This is a genomic window from Agromyces sp. H66, assembly GCF_004959775.1.
GTDB lineage: Bacteria > Actinomycetota > Actinomycetes > Actinomycetales > Microbacteriaceae > Agromyces.
Genome location: NZ_SJZG01000006.1, coordinates 90530 through 105197, shown reverse-complemented (window position 1 = coordinate 105197; position 14668 = coordinate 90530). Strand labels below are relative to the sequence as shown.

Here is a 14668-nt window from a genome sequence, read left to right as displayed (position 1 = left end):
ATGCCGCGAGCGGCGGGTCCGACCGACGGACCCGCCGCTGCGCTCACCTGGCGCGCACGACGCGCCCCTCGTCCCACACCGGGGCATCCGTCTCCACCACTTCGCCGTCGGAGCGGAACACCACGAACCGATCGAACGAGCGCGTGAACCAGCGGTCGTGCGTGACGGCGAGCACCGTGCCGTCGAACCGGGCGAGTGCGTCCTCGAGCGCCTCGGCCGACACCAGGTCGAGGTTGTCGGTCGGCTCGTCGAGGAGCAAGAGCGTCGCCCCCGAGAGTTCGAGGAGCAGGATCTGGAGGCGCGCCTGCTGCCCGCCCGACAGGGACTCGAATCGCTGCAGTGCGGATGCCGCGAGCCCGTACCGATCGAGGGCCGAACTCGCGGCCTCCCGCGCCATGCCCTCGCGATTGGCGTCGCCGCGATGCAGGATGTCGAGGAGCGTGCGCCCTCGATATTCGGGGTGGTCGTGATTCTGTGCGAACCACCCCGGCACCACGCGCGCCCCGAGCACGGCGCGGCCGTCGTGCGGCACCCGCGCGAGCGACTCGCCGACCGTCGTCACGTGGCCGAGCAGCCGATCGGGCTCGGTACCGCCGCCCGCGAGCAGCCGCAGGAAGTGCGACTTGCCCGATCCGTTCGAACCGAGCACTGCGACCCGGTCGCCGTACCAGACCTCCAGGTCGAACGGTCGCATGAGCCCGGTGAGCTCGAGCCGTTCGCACACGACGGCGCGCTTGCCCGTGCGCGAGCCCCGCAGCCGCATCGACACCGCCTGCGCGGGCGGTCGCTCCTCGGGCGGGCCGGCCTCCTCGAACTTGCGCAGTCGCGTCACGGCGGCCTGGTATCGCGAGGCCATCCCGTCGTTGTAGGTGGCCTTCACCTTGAGTGTCGCCACGAGCTGCCTCAGCGCGGCGTGCTGCTCGTCCCAACGGCGCCGCAACTCGTCGAGCCGGGCGAAGCGCTCCTCGCGGGCCGCGTGGTAGCCCTCGAAGCTGCCCCCGTGCACCCATGCGGTGCTGCCCGCCGCACCGAGCTCGAGCGTCACGATGCGATCGGCCGCCCGGGCGAGCAGCTCCCGGTCGTGCGAGACGAGCAGCACCGTCTTGGGCGTCGCGCGCAGCTGCGCCTCGAGCCACCGCTTGCCCGGCACGTCGAGCGAGTTGTCGGGCTCGTCGAGCAGCAGCACCTGCTCGGGTCCGCGCAGCAGCGCCTCCAGCGCGAGCCGCTTCTGCTCGCCGCCCGAGAGGCTGCCGAGCTCCCGCCACTTCGCGCGCTCGTACGGAATCCCGAGGGCCGCCACCGTGCAGTGGTCCCACACGACCTCATGCTCGTATCCGCCCGCCTCGGCGTACTCGGCGAGCGCCGACGCATAGCGCATCTGGTTCGCCGTGTCGTCGAGATCGATGAGGGCGTCCTCGGATGCCTCGAGCTCGATCGCCGCCCGCCGGATCCGGGTCGGCGCGACCGACACGAGCAGCCCCCCGACGGTCTCGGGCGCGCCCTCGGCGGTGCGACCGGTACCCACGAACTGGTCCATCACGCCGAGACCGCCGTCCACCTGCACACTGCCCTCGTCGGGGCGCAGGTCGCCGCGGATGATCCGCAGCAGCGTCGACTTGCCGGCGCCGTTCGCGCCGATGAGGGCCGTGGTGGCGGCATCCGTCACCCGGAAGGAGAGGTCGGCGAGCAGCGGCCTGCCGTCGGGCAGGGAGAGGGAGACGCCGTTGACGTCGATGAAGCCCATGGATGCATCCGTTTCCGATTTCGCGGCGAGTGCCACGGCGGCCTCAGGGCAGCCGACCAGAATACACAGGCGGATGCCTCGCCGCGACGTCTGCGGCATGCTGGACTGATGCAGCGCGTCTCCGCCGACCCCATCGACGTCCTCCGCAGCCGCACGAGCGCGAAATGGCGGCTCTACTCCGCCGACGTGCTGCCGCTGCCCGTCGCCGAGATGGACTACCCACTCGCCGAGCCGATCGCGGAGGCGCTGCACGCCGCGATCCGCCGCTCGGACACGGGGTACCACTCCGGCAGCCGACACGTGGCCGAGGCGTTCAGCGGGTTCGCCGCGCGACGCCTCGGCTGGCACGTCGACCCGGCGCGCGTGACGTGCACGGGCGACGTGAGCATGGGCATCGTCGAAGTGCTCCGGCGGGTCACGTCGCCCGGAGACGGTGTCGTCATCACGCCGCCCATCTACCCGCCGTTCTTCGACCTCGTCACCGAGGCGGGCGGCACGGTCGTCGAGGTGCCGATGCTCGGCGGCATCGACGAGGGCTGGGAGCTCGACCTCGCCGGCATCGAGGCGGCCTTCGCGGGCGGCGCCCGGGCCATGGTGCTCTGCAACCCGCACAACCCGCTCGGCTCGGTGCCCGACCCGACGACGCTCGAGCGGCTCGCGGAGATCGCCGCGGACTTCGGGGCGACCGTCGTGAGCGACGAGGTGCACGGGCCGCTCGCGCAGCCCGAGTCGCCCTACACGCCGTTCCTCACGGTGTCGGACGCCGCGCGCGAGCACGGCATCGCCGTCACCAGCGCGAGCAAGTCGTTCAACATCCCCGGCCTCAAGTCGGCGCTCGTGGTCACGGCGAGCGAGCGCGGCGACCGGGTGCGCACGGACTTCCCGTACGAGGTCGAATGGCGCATGGGCCAGTTCGGCGCCATCGCCTCGATCGCGGCGTTCCAGGAGGGCGGCCCGTGGCTCGACGGCGTGCTCGCGAGCCTCGACGACAACCGCCGCCTGCTCGCGGAACTCCTCGCCGACGAACTCCCCGGCGTGCGATACCGGATGCCGCAGGCCACTTATCTCGCCTGGCTCGACCTGTCCGCGCTCGGGTGGGGCGACGACCCTGCCGCGTACGCGCTCGAGCACGCGAAGGTCGCGCTGCACAGCGGAACCGCATTCGGGGCATCCGTCGGACGCGGTCATGCGCGCCTCAACTTCGCCTGCTCGCCCGAGGTGCTCTCGGAGGCCGTGACGCGACTGGCGGACGCGCGCACGACCGCTCACTGAGCCCGTCGAAGGGAGCGCACCGCTCCCGATCGCTTCGACAGGCTCAGCGAACGAGCCTCACCTACCTGGTGTAGTTCGGCGCCTCCACGACGAACTGCACGTCGTGCGGGTGCGACTCCTTGAGGCCGGCGGGCGTGATGCGCACGAACCGGCCCTTCGCCTTCAGTTCGGAGATGTCGCGCGCGCCGACGTAGAACATCGACTGCCGGAGCCCGCCGACCAGCTGGTAGGCGACCGCCGAGACCGGCCCGCGGAACGGCACCTGCCCCTCGATGCCCTCGGGGATGAGCTTGTCGTCGCTCGGGACATCCGCCTGGAAGTAGCGGTCCTTCGAGTACGAGGTCTTCTCGCCCCGCGTCTGCAGGGCGCCGAGCGACCCCATGCCGCGATAGGTCTTGAACTGCTTGCCGTTCTGGAAGACGAGCTCGCCCGGGCTCTCGGCCGTGCCCGCGAGCAGCGACCCGAGCATCACCGTGTCGGCGCCGGCGACGAGCGCCTTCGCGATGTCGCCCGAGTACTGCAGTCCGCCGTCGGCGATGAGCGGAACCCCGGCCGGCTTCGTGGCCTTCGACGCCTCGTACACCGCGGTGATCTGGGGCACGCCCACGCCCGCGACGACGCGCGTCGTGCAGATGGAGCCGGGCCCCACGCCCACCTTCACGGCGTCGGCGCCGGCGTCCACGAGTGCCTGCGCACCCTCGCGCGTCGCGACGTTGCCGCCGATGATGTCGACCTTCGCGAACGACGGGTCGGCCTTGAGCCGGCGGATGATGTCGAGCACGCCCGCGCTCTCGCCGTTCGCCGTGTCGACCACGAGCACGTCGACGCCGGCGTCGCGCAGCGCCTCGGCGCGCTCCCACGCGTCGCCGAAGAAGCCCATGGCCGCACCCACGCGCAGACGCCCCTCGGCGTCCTTCGTGGCGTTCGGGTACTGCTCGGACTTGTCGAAGTCCTTCACGGTGATGAGGCCGGTGAGCCGTCCGGCGCCGTCGACGAGGGGCAGCTTCTCGACCTTGTGCTGAGCGAAGATCGCGATCGCCTCGTCGGGATCCATGCCGACGCGCCCCGTGATGAGCGGCATCTTCGTCATGACGTCGCGCACCAGCGTGGCGGGCTTCTCGAAGTCGGTGACGAACCGCATGTCGCGGTTCGTGATGATGCCCACGAGCACGCCCTCGCCGTCGACCACGGGCAGGCCGCTCACGCGGTAGGTCGCGCACAACCGATCGACCTCGGCGACGGTCGCGTCGGGCGTCGTCGTCACCGGGTTCGAGACCATGCCCGACTCGCTGCGCTTCACCCGGTCGACCATGTCGGCCTGCTCCTGGATCGAGAGGTTCCGATGCAGGATGCCGATGCCGCCCTGTCGGGCCATGGCGATCGCCATGCGCGCCTCGGTGACGGTGTCCATCGCCGCGGAGAGCAGCGGGGTCGCGACGTCGATGCGCCGCGTGAGCCGCGAGGTGGTGTCCGCCTCGCTCGGGATCACGTCGGTGTGACCTGGCAGCAGCAGGACGTCGTCGTACGTCAGCCCTGTGAATCCGAACGGATCAGCCTGATCCATGTCTCCCCTTCGCCTCCGGAACGGCCCCGGAAACTGGTGCGTGCCGGGATCCCTCAATGTTAAGCGAGTTTGCGCGCACGGCATTCCCCGGATAACAATCGAGGGCCGTTGTGAGCGCATGCGAAACACATGAGACATAATCGGCACGTACTGTCGACGACGTCGTCGAGAGCAAGCCCGGCCCGGTCGCCAAGAGCACCGGGACCCTTGGAGGTGCAGTGGAACCCACGCAATCAGTCGCCCACCGAACCCGCGGGAGGTGGCTCATCCTCCTCGGAATCCTCGTATCGGCACTCACTCTGTCCGGCATCGCAGCGTCCCCTGCGGTGGCGGACGAAGCGAGTACCGAGAGTTCCGAGCAGGAGGAGTTCGAGTACTTCTTCACCGGCAACGTGACGTTCGAGGACGAACCCATCGAGGGCGTCCGGATCTCCGTCGAAGGCGGTGGATTCGAGGCCGAGACCGAGACGGACGCCGACGGCAAGTGGCGCATCGGCGTGCCCGAGAAGACGGAGTACGAGGTCACGCTCGACGAGGACACCCTGCCCGAGGGCGTCGTCGTCGAAGAGGGCCAGTCGACCATCACCGCCGAGTTCGGCCTCACCAGCATCAAGGCCGTGAACTTCTTCCTCGGCGAGGGCCAGCGCGTCACGACCGACTTCGGCGCACAGGTGCTCATCCGGTTCATCAACGGCCTGAACTTCGGCCTGTTGCTGGCCCTGGCCGCGATCGGCCTGTCGCTCATCTTCGGCACCACCGGGCTCTCGAACTTCGCCCACGCCGAGATGGTCACGTTCGGTGCCCTGATGACCCTCACCTTCGGCGTCGACCTGGCCCTGCCGATCTGGCTCGCGATCCTCATCGCGATCGTGCTGAGCGCAGCACTCGGCTGGACGCTCGACGCGACCATCTGGAAACCCCTCCGCAAGCGCGGCGTCGGGCTCATCCCGCTGATGATCGTGAGCATCGGCCTCTCGCTCGCCGTGCGCTACGTCTACCAGTTCCTCTATGGCGGATCGACCAGGCAGCTGCCAGGGGCGACGATCCCCTCGGACATCCGGCTCGGCCCGGTGACCATGTCGTGGATCGACGTCGCGAGCATGATCACGAGCGTCGTGGTGCTCGGCGCCGTGGCGTACTTCCTGCTGCGCACGCGCATCGGCAAGGCGACCCGGGCCGTGTCCGACAACGCGAGCCTCGCCGCCGCGAGCGGCATCGACGTCGATCGCGTCATCCGGATCGTCTGGGTGATGGGCGCGGCCCTGGCCGGCCTCTCCGGCATCCTCTGGGCGTACTTCCGGCCCGGGGTCAGCTGGGACATGGGCTTCCAGATCCTGCTGCTCATCTTCGCCGCCGTCACGCTCGGTGGACTCGGCACGGCGTTCGGCGCCCTCGTCGGCGCCGTCGTCGTGGGGCTCTTCGTCGAGATGTCGACGCTCTGGCTCCCATCCGACATGAAGTACGTGGGTGCACTGATCGTGCTCATCCTCGTGCTGCTGTTCCGACCGCAGGGCATCCTCGGTCGCCGCGAGAGAATCGGATAGGGAGGACCGACCATGATCGACTGGACTGCGATCTTCTCCAACGCGGCGCAGGAGCTCATCAGCCCCACGACCGCCGCCTACGCCCTCGCCGCCCTCGGGTTGGCGATCCACTTCGGATACACGGGCCTCCTGAACTTCGGTCAGGCGGGCTTCATGGCCCTGGGTGCCTACGGTTACGCGATCTCCATCCTGACCTTCGGGTTCCCGGTGTGGGCGGCGGTGCTCGTGGGCGTCGGCGCGTCCATCGTGTTCGCCCTGATCCTCGGCATCCCGACCCTTCGTCTTCGAGCCGACTACCTCGCGATCGTGACGATCGCGGCGGCGGAGATCCTCCGACTCACCTTCACGACGAACACGTTCGCCTCCGTGACCGGCTCCGCGAGCGGGCTTCAGGGATACAAGACGGGCTTCGCCGAACTGAATCCGATCCCGCCGGGCACCTACGGCTTCGGGCCGTTCACGTACAACGCGTACGACTGGTGGATCCGCATCGTGGGTTGGTCGCTCGTCGTGATCTTCGCCATCGTCACCTGGCTCATCATGCGCAGCCCGTGGGGCCGTGTCATCAAGGGCATCCGCGAGGACGAGGACGCCGTGCGCGCCCTCGGCAAGAACGTCTACTCGTACAAGATGCAGAGCCTGATCCTCGGTGGTGTCTTCGGAACGCTCGCGGGCATGATCTTCATCCTGCCCCGATCGGTCGTACCCGCCAATTACCAGACCTCGCTCACCTTCTTCATCTACGCGATCCTGCTGCTCGGCGGGGCCGCCACGATCCTCGGGCCGGTCATCGGCTCGATGATCTTCTGGGTGCTGCTCTCGTTCTTCTCGGGCTTCGTCGCCCGAGCGGTGGCGGCGGGCTGGCTCCCGTTCATGACGCAGGTGCAGGCCGGTCAGCTCCGGTTCATCCTCGTCGGCGTCGCGATCATGCTGATCGTGATCTTCAGGCCTCAGGGCATCTTCGGAAACAAGAAGGAGCTGGCCTTTGTCAAGTGACACCACTCCCACGTCCACGCCGGTGAAGACCACCGGCCTCCACGTCGGCGACGCCGGCCCGGGCTGCCGAAAGGTCGACCCGATCCTCATCGCCGACGGCGTCAAGCGCAGCTTCGGCGGCCTCACCGCCGTCGACGTCGCACACGTCGAGGTCCCGCGCGGGGCGATCACCGCGCTCATCGGACCGAACGGTGCGGGCAAGACCACGTTCTTCAACCTGCTCACGGGATTCGACAGGCCCGACAGCGGCAAGTGGGAATTCGATGGCCGCTCACTCGCACACGTTCCCGCCTACCGGGTGGCGCGAATGGGCCTCATCCGCACGTTCCAGCTGACGAAGGCGCTCGGCCTGCTCACCGTGCTCGACAACATGAAGCTCGGGGCGAAGGGTCAGATCGGCGAGAACCTCTTCAGGTCGATCCTCCCGTTCCTCTGGCGCAAGCAGGATGACGAGATCGAGGCGAAGGCACTCGAGATCCTCGCCAGATTCAAGCTCGACGCCAAGAAGGACGACTACGCGGCGAGCCTGTCGGGCGGTCAGCGCAAGCTCCTCGAGATGGCGCGAGCGCTCATGAGCGACCCGATGCTCGTCATGCTCGACGAGCCGATGGCGGGCGTCAACCCGGCGCTCACCCAGTCGCTGCTCGACCACATCCTCGACCTCAAATCCCAGGGGATGACGGTACTGTTCGTCGAACACGACATGCACATGGTGCGACACATCGCCGACTGGGTCATCGTCATGGCCGAGGGACAGATCGTGGCGGAGGGCGATCCTCACACGGTCATGCAGGACCCGGCCGTGATCGACGCCTACCTCGGCGCCCACCACGACACCGACATCGGCGCGACCGACACCGGTCACGTCGAGGCGCTGAAGGAGCTCATCGATGACGAACAGTGAACCGACCGCGAACGCGGTACTCGACCGACCCACCGACGCGGTGGTCGAGGTCGACTCCGTCACGGCGGGCTACCTGCCCGGCGTGAACATCCTGAACTCGTGCTCCCTCCTCGCCAGGCAGGGCGAGCTCATCGGCATCATCGGGCCGAACGGTGCGGGCAAGTCCACGCTGTTGAAGGCGATCTTCGGACTCGTCAAGGTACGCGAGGGCGCGATCCGCCTCAACGGCGAGCCCATCACGAACCTCAAGGCGAACAAGCTCGTGGCGAAGGGCGTCGGCTTCGTGCCGCAGACGAACAACGTGTTCCCGTCGCTCACGATCCAGGAGAACCTCGAGATGGGCCTCTACCAGAAGCCCAAGGGCCTCAAGGAGCGACTCGAGTTCGTCGTCGACATCTTCCCCGAGCTCGGCAAGCGACTCGGCCAGCGTGCCGGTTCGCTGTCGGGTGGCGAACGGCAGATGGTGGCGATGTCGCGGGCGCTCATGATGGGGCCGCACGTGCTGCTGCTCGACGAGCCCTCCGCGGGCCTCTCACCGGTGCGGCAGGACGAGGCCTTCCTGCGCGTCAAGGAGATCAACCGCGCCGGCGTGACCACGATCATGGTCGAGCAGAACGCCCGTCGGTGCCTGCAGATCTGCGACCGCGGCTACGTGCTCGACCAGGGCAGGGACGCCTACACGGGCGCCGGCCGCGACCTCCTGAACGACCCGAAGGTCATCGGACTCTACCTGGGCACGCTCGGCCAGGACTGACCAAGGTTCACACCCGAGGGGGCGGATGCTGCGGCATCCGCCCCCTTCGTCGTACCCCGCCTCCGGCGGGGCGGCGGCACGTGCTCGCGGTGGCGGCGCGAGGTCAGCCCCGAGGTTCGGCCGCTGTTGGTATCGCCGCCGCCACCTGGGCGGGACGTCGCGCGGGGCGACGACCTCTTCTGCGGCGTCCGCCTTCTCCGCAACCCGGCCGAACACCCCGCACGCGCGAGAGGCGCTCCACACGGCGGATATACGATCGGGCGCGCCGGTCGAGCGCCCGACTCCTCGGGGTGGCGGATCGTATATCCGCAGTACCGGGCGCTAGGTGCTTCCTGGTTCCGTCCGACGGACGCCGTCGTGTGCCACGGCGTGCGGGCACGCGGAAGGGCCCCGACCGAGGTCGGGGCCCTTCCAGGCGACGCGTACTAGTTGATGCGCGTGTACGTGTTGTCGTCGCCGTACTCGTAGATTCCGATGGTCGCCTCGGTCGGGTCACCGTTCTCATCGAGGGTGATCGGGCCGGACGCGCCGTCGAAGTCGATCTGCTCTCCTTCGGCGAGCAGCGCTGCGGCGTCGGCGAAGGTCGAGACCGTCTCACCGTCGCCCGAGCCGCCCGACACCTGGCGCAGGTACTCGGCGATGTCGGCACCTTCGGTGCTGTTCGCCGCGTACGCCGCAAGGGCGATCAGCATGGTCGCGTCGTACGACTCGGGACCGTAGCTGAAGTCGGCCAGGTTCGGGTCGACGGCGAGCATGCGCTCACGGAAGTCGTCTTCCAGCGCCGGACCGGGCAGCGTGCCCTTCGCGCCGGTGATCAGGCCGGGCGCGAAGTCCGCGCTGTAGTCGGACAGGTTGCCGTCGACGAAGTAGAGCTGACCGCCGGGGTACCCCGAGCCGACGAGCGCCGGCACGACGACCTTCGCCTCGTCGAACGTGATGACCGCGACGGCGTCGGGGTTCGCGGCCTTGATGGCCGAGAGCTGCGCGTCGAAGTTCGAGTCACCCGTGTTGAAGAGCTCCTCGGCGACGACCTCGCCACCGGCCGCCTCGAACGACTCCTTCGTCGCGGCCGCAAGGCCGGTGCCGTAGGGGTCGTTCAGGACGAGCATGCCGAGCGTCGAAGCGCCGTCGGCGGCGATCTGGTTGCCGAGCACCTCGCCCTGGAGCAGGTCGGACGGAGCCGTACGGAAGTACAGGCCGTTGTCGTCGTAGTCCGTGAAGTCGGGCGACGTGTTCGCCGGCGAGAAGTGCACGACACCGGCGGCGGTGATCTGGTCGATGACCGTGAACGACACACCCGACGAGGCGGCGCCGACGATGGCCGAGACGTCCTGCGAGAGCAGGTCGGTCACCGAGACGGTCGCGATGTCGGTCGTGGTGTCACCGGAGTCGCGGTAGACGACCTCGATGGTCAGGCCCAGGTCGGCCTCGTTGATCTCCTGCGCCGCGAGTGCGACACCGGCCTCCTCGGGCGGCCCGAGGAAGGCGAGCGTTCCACTCTGCGGAAGGATCGTGCCGATCTTCAGGGTCAGGTCTCGTTCGCCGGCCTCGATCGGCAGGGCGTCGCCGGTCTCAGCCGGCTCCTCCGATTCGGCCGGGGCCGGGCTACCCGTGCTGCACGCGGTGAGGAGGAGGGCACTGACGCCGGCGAGGGCGACCCCCGTCCATGCTGCGCGAGCCGAGCGCGAGGCCTTGGCCTTCGCGAATACGCTCATGTTGCTCCTTGGGACTGAAGGATTGGTACACAAATCAGCGTCTGCTGACGCCGTGTTTTGACAGTATTGCGCCCCCAAGGTGGAAACAAGTCGAGGCGGTCACAACCGTGTAACGCCGCCGGAATCGTTACCTCCCCGACACCTTCCCGCCGGAACGCGCACGGAATCGCCGTCACGACGGTGCCTTTCGGCAGATTCTCGCGTCGCGACCCGAGGCGCTCCCGACCGGGCTCCGGGAGCGCTCAGATCGGCTCGAGAGCCGCCCGCCTGGTCGCACGGACGCCGCGCACGAGGTCGAACGTGAGCACGATGAGCGCGAGCCAGACGAGGGCGAACCCGATCCAGCGCTCGAGCGGCATCGGCTCTCCGAGCACCACCACCCCGACGAGGAACTGGATGAACGGCGCGAAGTACTGGATGAACCCCATGTAGATGAGCGGAAGCCGTCGCGAGGCCGACGCGAAGAGCAGCAGCGGCACCGCCGTCACGGCACCCGCCGAGAGCAGGAGGATCGTGTGCCAGACGCTCACCGTGCCGATCGTGAGGCCCGTGGTCATCGCGACGAACACGAGCTGGGCGACCGCGAGCGGCGCGAGCCACATGGTCTCGATCGTGAGCCCCGACACCGCGTCCACCTTCGGCCCGACGCGCTTCTTGATGAGCCCGTAGAAGCCGAACGAGAACGCGAGCACGAGCGCGATCCACGGCAGCTGCCCGTGGCCGAGCGCGAGCACGACGACCGCGACGATCGAGATGCCGACGGCGATCCACTGGGTCGCGTTGAGGCGCTCGCGCAGCACGAGCACCCCGAGGAAGACGGTGACGATCGGGTTGATGAAGTACCCGAGCGCCGCCTCGACGACCTGCTCGGTGAGCGCCGCGTAGACGTAGGTCTGCCAGTTCAGGAAGATGAGGACGCCGGCCAGGCCCATCGTCAGCGCGACCCGACGATCGCGAAGCAGGGCGACGAACGGTCGCCAGGTGCGCGTCACGCCGATGAGGAACGCACAGAACACGAGTGAGAGCAGCACGCGCCAGGCGACGATCTCGAACGGGCCCGACGGTGCGAGCGCGATGAAGTAGACGGGCAGGAATCCCCACAACCCGTACGCCGCGATCGCGAACGCGAGTCCCGAGCGGCTCACCGCCCCGTGAGAGGAGTCCGGTGCTGGGGTCACGACGTCAGGGCGGTTCGACACCGGTCCACGATACGCCTGCATCGCGGCCCGGATGCGACGAGGCCCGGATGCCGCAGGGGCATCCGGGCCTCGGATCGGTTCGTGTCGACTAGCGCACGACGACCGCGAGCACGTCGCGAGCCGACAGGACGAGGTAGTCCTCGCCGCCGAACTTCACCTCGGTGCCGCCGTACTTCGAGTAGATGACCTTGTCGCCGACGGCCACGTCGAGCGGGACCCGGTTGCCGTTGTCGTCGATGCGGCCGGGGCCGACCGCCACGACCTCGCCCTCCTGGGGCTTCTCCTTGGCGGTGTCGGGGATCACGAGACCCGACGCGGTGGTCTGCTCTGCCTCGACCTGCTTGATGACGATGCGATCCTCGAGCGGCTTGATGGAAACCGACACGGTTGACCCCTTCTCTAGTTGAAGAAACTGTCTTGACCAAGACTGATTAGCAGCCTCACTGCGAGAGTGCTAAAGCGAGTCTAGGGGCGATTTGGCACTCGTGCAACGTGAGTGCCAGCCGTCGTCGCTCAGTGCTAGCGTGGCCGGGTGGATCGCGCGGAGCTCGTCGAACTGCTGTCCCCCGAGGGCCTGCGGCTGCTCGACGGCCTGCCCGAATGGGATTCGAAGGCGGACATCGTGCGCACGGTCGCCGCGCTCCGGCATGCGGGTCATCCGCCGGGCCTCGTCGCGACCGTCCTCAGCCAGTCCAAGCTGCGCGCGAAGGCCCGTGCGAAGTTCGGCGAGTTCGCCTCGCGCATGCTGTTCACCGAGGCCGGACTCGAACAGGCCACGCGGCTCAAGGTCGCCGCGCTGCACGCCGGCCGGTTCGCACGGGCGGGCATCGGCCACGTCGCCGACCTCGGATGCGGCATCGGCGGCGACGCCCTCGCCCTGGCCGCGATCGACCTGGAGGTCACCGCCGCCGACGCCGACGAGGTGACGGCGGCGATCGCGACCTACAACCTGACGCCGTTCCCGAAGGTCCGGGTGCTCCACGCACGCGCCGAGGATGTCCCGCTCGGGGGTATCGGCGGGGCCTGGCTCGACCCCGCACGCCGGACGACCTCGGGTGGCACCACGAGGCGGCTGGCGGATGCCGCGGACTACTCCCCCGGCCTCGATTTCGCGTTCGGGCTCGCCGATCGCATGCCCGTCGGGGTGAAGCTCGGGCCGGGCACCGATCGAGGCGTCATCCCGGCCGCGGCGGAGGCGCAGTGGGTGTCCGTCGACGGCGACGTCGTCGAGCTCGTGGTGTGGCTCGGCAGCGTCGCTCGGCCGGGAATCCGGCGCGCGGCCCTCGTGATCCGCGACGATCGCGCCGCCGAGCTCACCGCCGGAGGCGACAGCGAGGACGCTCCCGTCGGTCCGATCGGCGACTACCTGTACGAACCCGACGGCTCGGTGATCCGCGCGCGCCTCATCGGAGACCTCGCCCGTACGAACGGCGCCTGGATGGTCAGCGCGGGCATCGCGTACCTCACCGCCGACGCGCCGTTCGACTCGCCGTTCGCTCGCGGGTTCCGGGTGCTCGAGCGCCTGCCCGCCGACGAGCGGCACCTGCGTCAGGCACTCGCGGCGCGGGGCATCGGAACGCTCGAGATCAAGAAGCGCGGTGTCGACGTGGATCCGGCGGCGCTGCGCACCCGCCTCAAGCTCCGCGGCGACGAGCGTGCGACGATCGTGATCACCCGCGAAGAGGGCCGACACGTCGCGCTGCTCGTCGAACGGCTCTGAGGCTTCGACGCACCAGCGCTCAGCGCGGCAGGGCGCCGAAGACGATGGCGTAGTAGCCGATCCACACGGCCGCGAAGACGAGCCCCGCGATGCCGGTGCCGATGCCCACGAACGCGAGCGTGCGTCCCTCCTCCTCGCGGCGGAGGCCGAGCACGCCGAAGACGATGGCCGCGATCGAGAGCGGGAGCATCCAGCCCACGAAGAGCGACGCCAGTGCCCCGATGGTGCCCACGACGGCGGCGACCCAGCTGAACACGCGACGCTGCTGCGTCTCCTCCTCGACGGCGGCGGATGCTTCGTCGCCGTACGTCGGGCGATGCACGACCAGCAACTGGCCGGTCGGCAGCGATCGCAGCTCGCCGGTGTCGAAGGGCACCTCGAACTCCCGGGCCGCAGGCTCGGCCCGGCTGGGGCCGGCAGCCGGCGGTGCTGCATCCGCGCCGGCTCCGCCGGGCGAACGCTCGGGGGTCTCGCCCTCGGGCGAGACCCCCTCGCGATCAGACATCATCGACCTCAGTAGGAGTAGTCGTAGTACGAGACGCTCGCGAGCGCGATGCTCCAGAAGACGATCGAGAGCAGGGCGATCGCGATGCCGACGAATCCGAGGATGATACCCGTGAGCCACATGCCCTTGGCGGCCGGCTCCTTCTTCCTGCCGAGGAAGCCGAGCACGACGGCGGCGGCCGGGATGATCAGCTGCATGATGCCGCCCACGATCGGGATGAACACCACGAAGAACCCGACGAGGCCCACGATGCCCGCGATGAGCGAGATCAGGCTGAGCACGGGCGTGGGCTTCGCGGGCCCGGCGGTTCCGTAGGCGGGGGCCACGTAGCCGGGCTGCGACGCCGCGGCGGGCGCGCCGTAGGCGCCGGGCGGCGGCGGCGGAGGCGGTGTCGCGGCGCCGTAGCTCGGCGCGGCGGGCGGAGCCGGCGGCTCCGTCGCGGCGCCGTAGCTCGGTGCGGCAGGCGGAGCCGGCGGCTCCGGGGCCTCGGGCGCGCCCGGTACCCCGGGAGTCTCGGGGTACGACGGGGTCTCGGGGTAGGACGGCTCCGACGGCGTCGGCAAGCCCGGCTCGGGCTCCGAGGGGAACGTCGGCTCCTCGGGAGCCGGAACGGTCGGCTCCTCGGGTGCCGGAACGGTCGGCTCCTCGGGTGCCGGGACGCCGGGTTCCTCGGGCGTCCTGGGTGCGTCGGGGTTGTTCGGGTCGCTCATGGCGTTCGGCCTTTCCTGAAGTCGGAGAGTTCGGTGTGCGA

General features: G+C 69.3%; 13 protein-coding genes. 6 read left to right on the top strand and 7 right to left on the bottom strand.

Annotated features, from left to right (window positions below):
• Positions 1-43 precede the first annotated feature (43 nt).
• Positions 44-1744, bottom strand: a complete 1701-nt coding sequence (locus EZM51_RS12085; protein WP_136708622.1) for an ATP-binding cassette domain-containing protein — start codon at positions 1742-1744, stop codon at positions 44-46.
• 108 nt (positions 1745-1852) lie between these two features.
• Between EZM51_RS12085 and EZM51_RS12080 the strand changes: the two genes are divergently transcribed.
• Complete coding sequence (locus tag EZM51_RS12080) at positions 1853-3016, top strand: aminotransferase class I/II-fold pyridoxal phosphate-dependent enzyme (RefSeq protein WP_136708514.1); 1164 nt, start codon at positions 1853-1855, stop codon at positions 3014-3016.
• 61 nt (positions 3017-3077) lie between these two features.
• Here the strand turns inward: EZM51_RS12080 and guaB are convergent, their stop codons facing one another.
• The gene (gene guaB, locus EZM51_RS12075; protein ID WP_136708513.1) at positions 3078-4580 is read right to left on the bottom strand and encodes an IMP dehydrogenase; all 1503 of its coding nucleotides are present in this window, start codon (positions 4578-4580) and stop codon (positions 3078-3080) included.
• Positions 4581-4906: 326 nt separating this feature from the next.
• Here guaB and EZM51_RS12070 point away from each other — a divergent pair, with 326 nt between their 5' ends.
• From EZM51_RS12070 to EZM51_RS12055, 4 genes are read left to right on the top strand one after another with little or no spacing between them, the layout of a single operon-like run.
• Positions 4907-6124 (top strand): branched-chain amino acid ABC transporter permease, encoded by a 1218-nt coding sequence (locus tag EZM51_RS12070; RefSeq protein ID WP_248305621.1) that lies wholly within the window; start codon positions 4907-4909, stop codon positions 6122-6124.
• A gap of 15 nt (positions 6125-6139) precedes the next feature.
• Entirely contained in the window at positions 6140-7120 is a 981-nt protein-coding gene (locus tag EZM51_RS12065) for a branched-chain amino acid ABC transporter permease (protein ID WP_136708620.1), read from the top strand.
• A complete protein-coding gene (locus tag EZM51_RS12060) occupies positions 7110-8024 on the top strand; it encodes an ABC transporter ATP-binding protein (RefSeq protein WP_136708512.1) in 915 nt (304 codons plus the stop codon). The genes EZM51_RS12065 and EZM51_RS12060 overlap by 11 nt, the downstream gene beginning before the upstream one ends.
• Complete coding sequence (locus tag EZM51_RS12055; protein ID WP_136708511.1) at positions 8011-8778, top strand: ABC transporter ATP-binding protein; 768 nt, start codon at positions 8011-8013, stop codon at positions 8776-8778. Before EZM51_RS12060 ends, EZM51_RS12055 begins: the two co-directional genes overlap by 14 nt.
• A gap of 425 nt (positions 8779-9203) precedes the next feature.
• Here EZM51_RS12055 and EZM51_RS12050 read toward each other — a convergent pair whose 3' ends face one another.
• From EZM51_RS12050 to groES, 3 genes are all read right to left on the bottom strand, one after another.
• Positions 9204-10493: an ABC transporter substrate-binding protein gene (locus EZM51_RS12050; RefSeq protein WP_136708510.1), complete on the bottom strand. Its 1290-nt coding sequence runs from the start codon at positions 10491-10493 to the stop codon at positions 9204-9206.
• Between the two features lie 242 nt (positions 10494-10735).
• The gene (gene rarD / locus EZM51_RS12045; protein WP_349236067.1) at positions 10736-11692 is read right to left on the bottom strand and encodes an EamA family transporter RarD; all 957 of its coding nucleotides are present in this window, start codon (positions 11690-11692) and stop codon (positions 10736-10738) included.
• A gap of 88 nt (positions 11693-11780) precedes the next feature.
• Positions 11781-12077 (bottom strand): co-chaperone GroES, encoded by a 297-nt coding sequence (gene groES, locus EZM51_RS12040; RefSeq protein ID WP_055894868.1) that lies wholly within the window; start codon positions 12075-12077, stop codon positions 11781-11783.
• 147 nt (positions 12078-12224) lie between these two features.
• Between groES and EZM51_RS12035 the strand changes: the two genes are divergently transcribed.
• Entirely contained in the window at positions 12225-13412 is a 1188-nt protein-coding gene (locus tag EZM51_RS12035; RefSeq protein WP_136708508.1) for a class I SAM-dependent methyltransferase, read from the top strand.
• Between the two features lie 19 nt (positions 13413-13431).
• On the opposite strand, the gene EZM51_RS12030 is transcribed toward EZM51_RS12035, so the two are convergent.
• Both EZM51_RS12030 and EZM51_RS21220 read right to left on the bottom strand, forming a co-directional pair.
• The gene (locus EZM51_RS12030) at positions 13432-13917 is read right to left on the bottom strand and encodes a DUF4190 domain-containing protein (protein ID WP_136708507.1); all 486 of its coding nucleotides are present in this window, start codon (positions 13915-13917) and stop codon (positions 13432-13434) included.
• An 8-nt stretch (positions 13918-13925) separates the two neighbouring features.
• Positions 13926-14627, bottom strand: coding sequence for a DUF4190 domain-containing protein (locus EZM51_RS21220; protein ID WP_136708506.1), 702 nt, complete (start codon positions 14625-14627; stop codon positions 13926-13928).
• Positions 14628-14668: the final 41 nt, after the last annotated feature.

Excerpts from the sequence above, each read along its gene's own strand:
- EZM51_RS12085 (WP_136708622.1), bottom strand. The coding sequence starts at position 1,744 with ATGGGCTTCATCGACGTCAACGGCGTCTCCCTCTCCCTGCCCGACGGC.
- EZM51_RS12080 (WP_136708514.1), top strand. The coding sequence starts at position 1,853 with ATGCAGCGCGTCTCCGCCGACCCCATCGACGTCCTCCGCAGCCGCACG.
- guaB (WP_136708513.1), bottom strand. The coding sequence starts at position 4,580 with ATGGATCAGGCTGATCCGTTCGGATTCACAGGGCTGACGTACGACGAC.
- EZM51_RS12055 (WP_136708511.1), top strand. The coding sequence starts at position 8,011 with ATGACGAACAGTGAACCGACCGCGAACGCGGTACTCGACCGACCCACC.
- EZM51_RS12050 (WP_136708510.1), bottom strand. The coding sequence starts at position 10,493 with ATGAGCGTATTCGCGAAGGCCAAGGCCTCGCGCTCGGCTCGCGCAGCA.
- EZM51_RS12030 (WP_136708507.1), bottom strand. The coding sequence starts at position 13,917 with ATGTCTGATCGCGAGGGGGTCTCGCCCGAGGGCGAGACCCCCGAGCGT.
- EZM51_RS21220 (WP_136708506.1), bottom strand. The coding sequence starts at position 14,627 with ATGAGCGACCCGAACAACCCCGACGCACCCAGGACGCCCGAGGAACCC.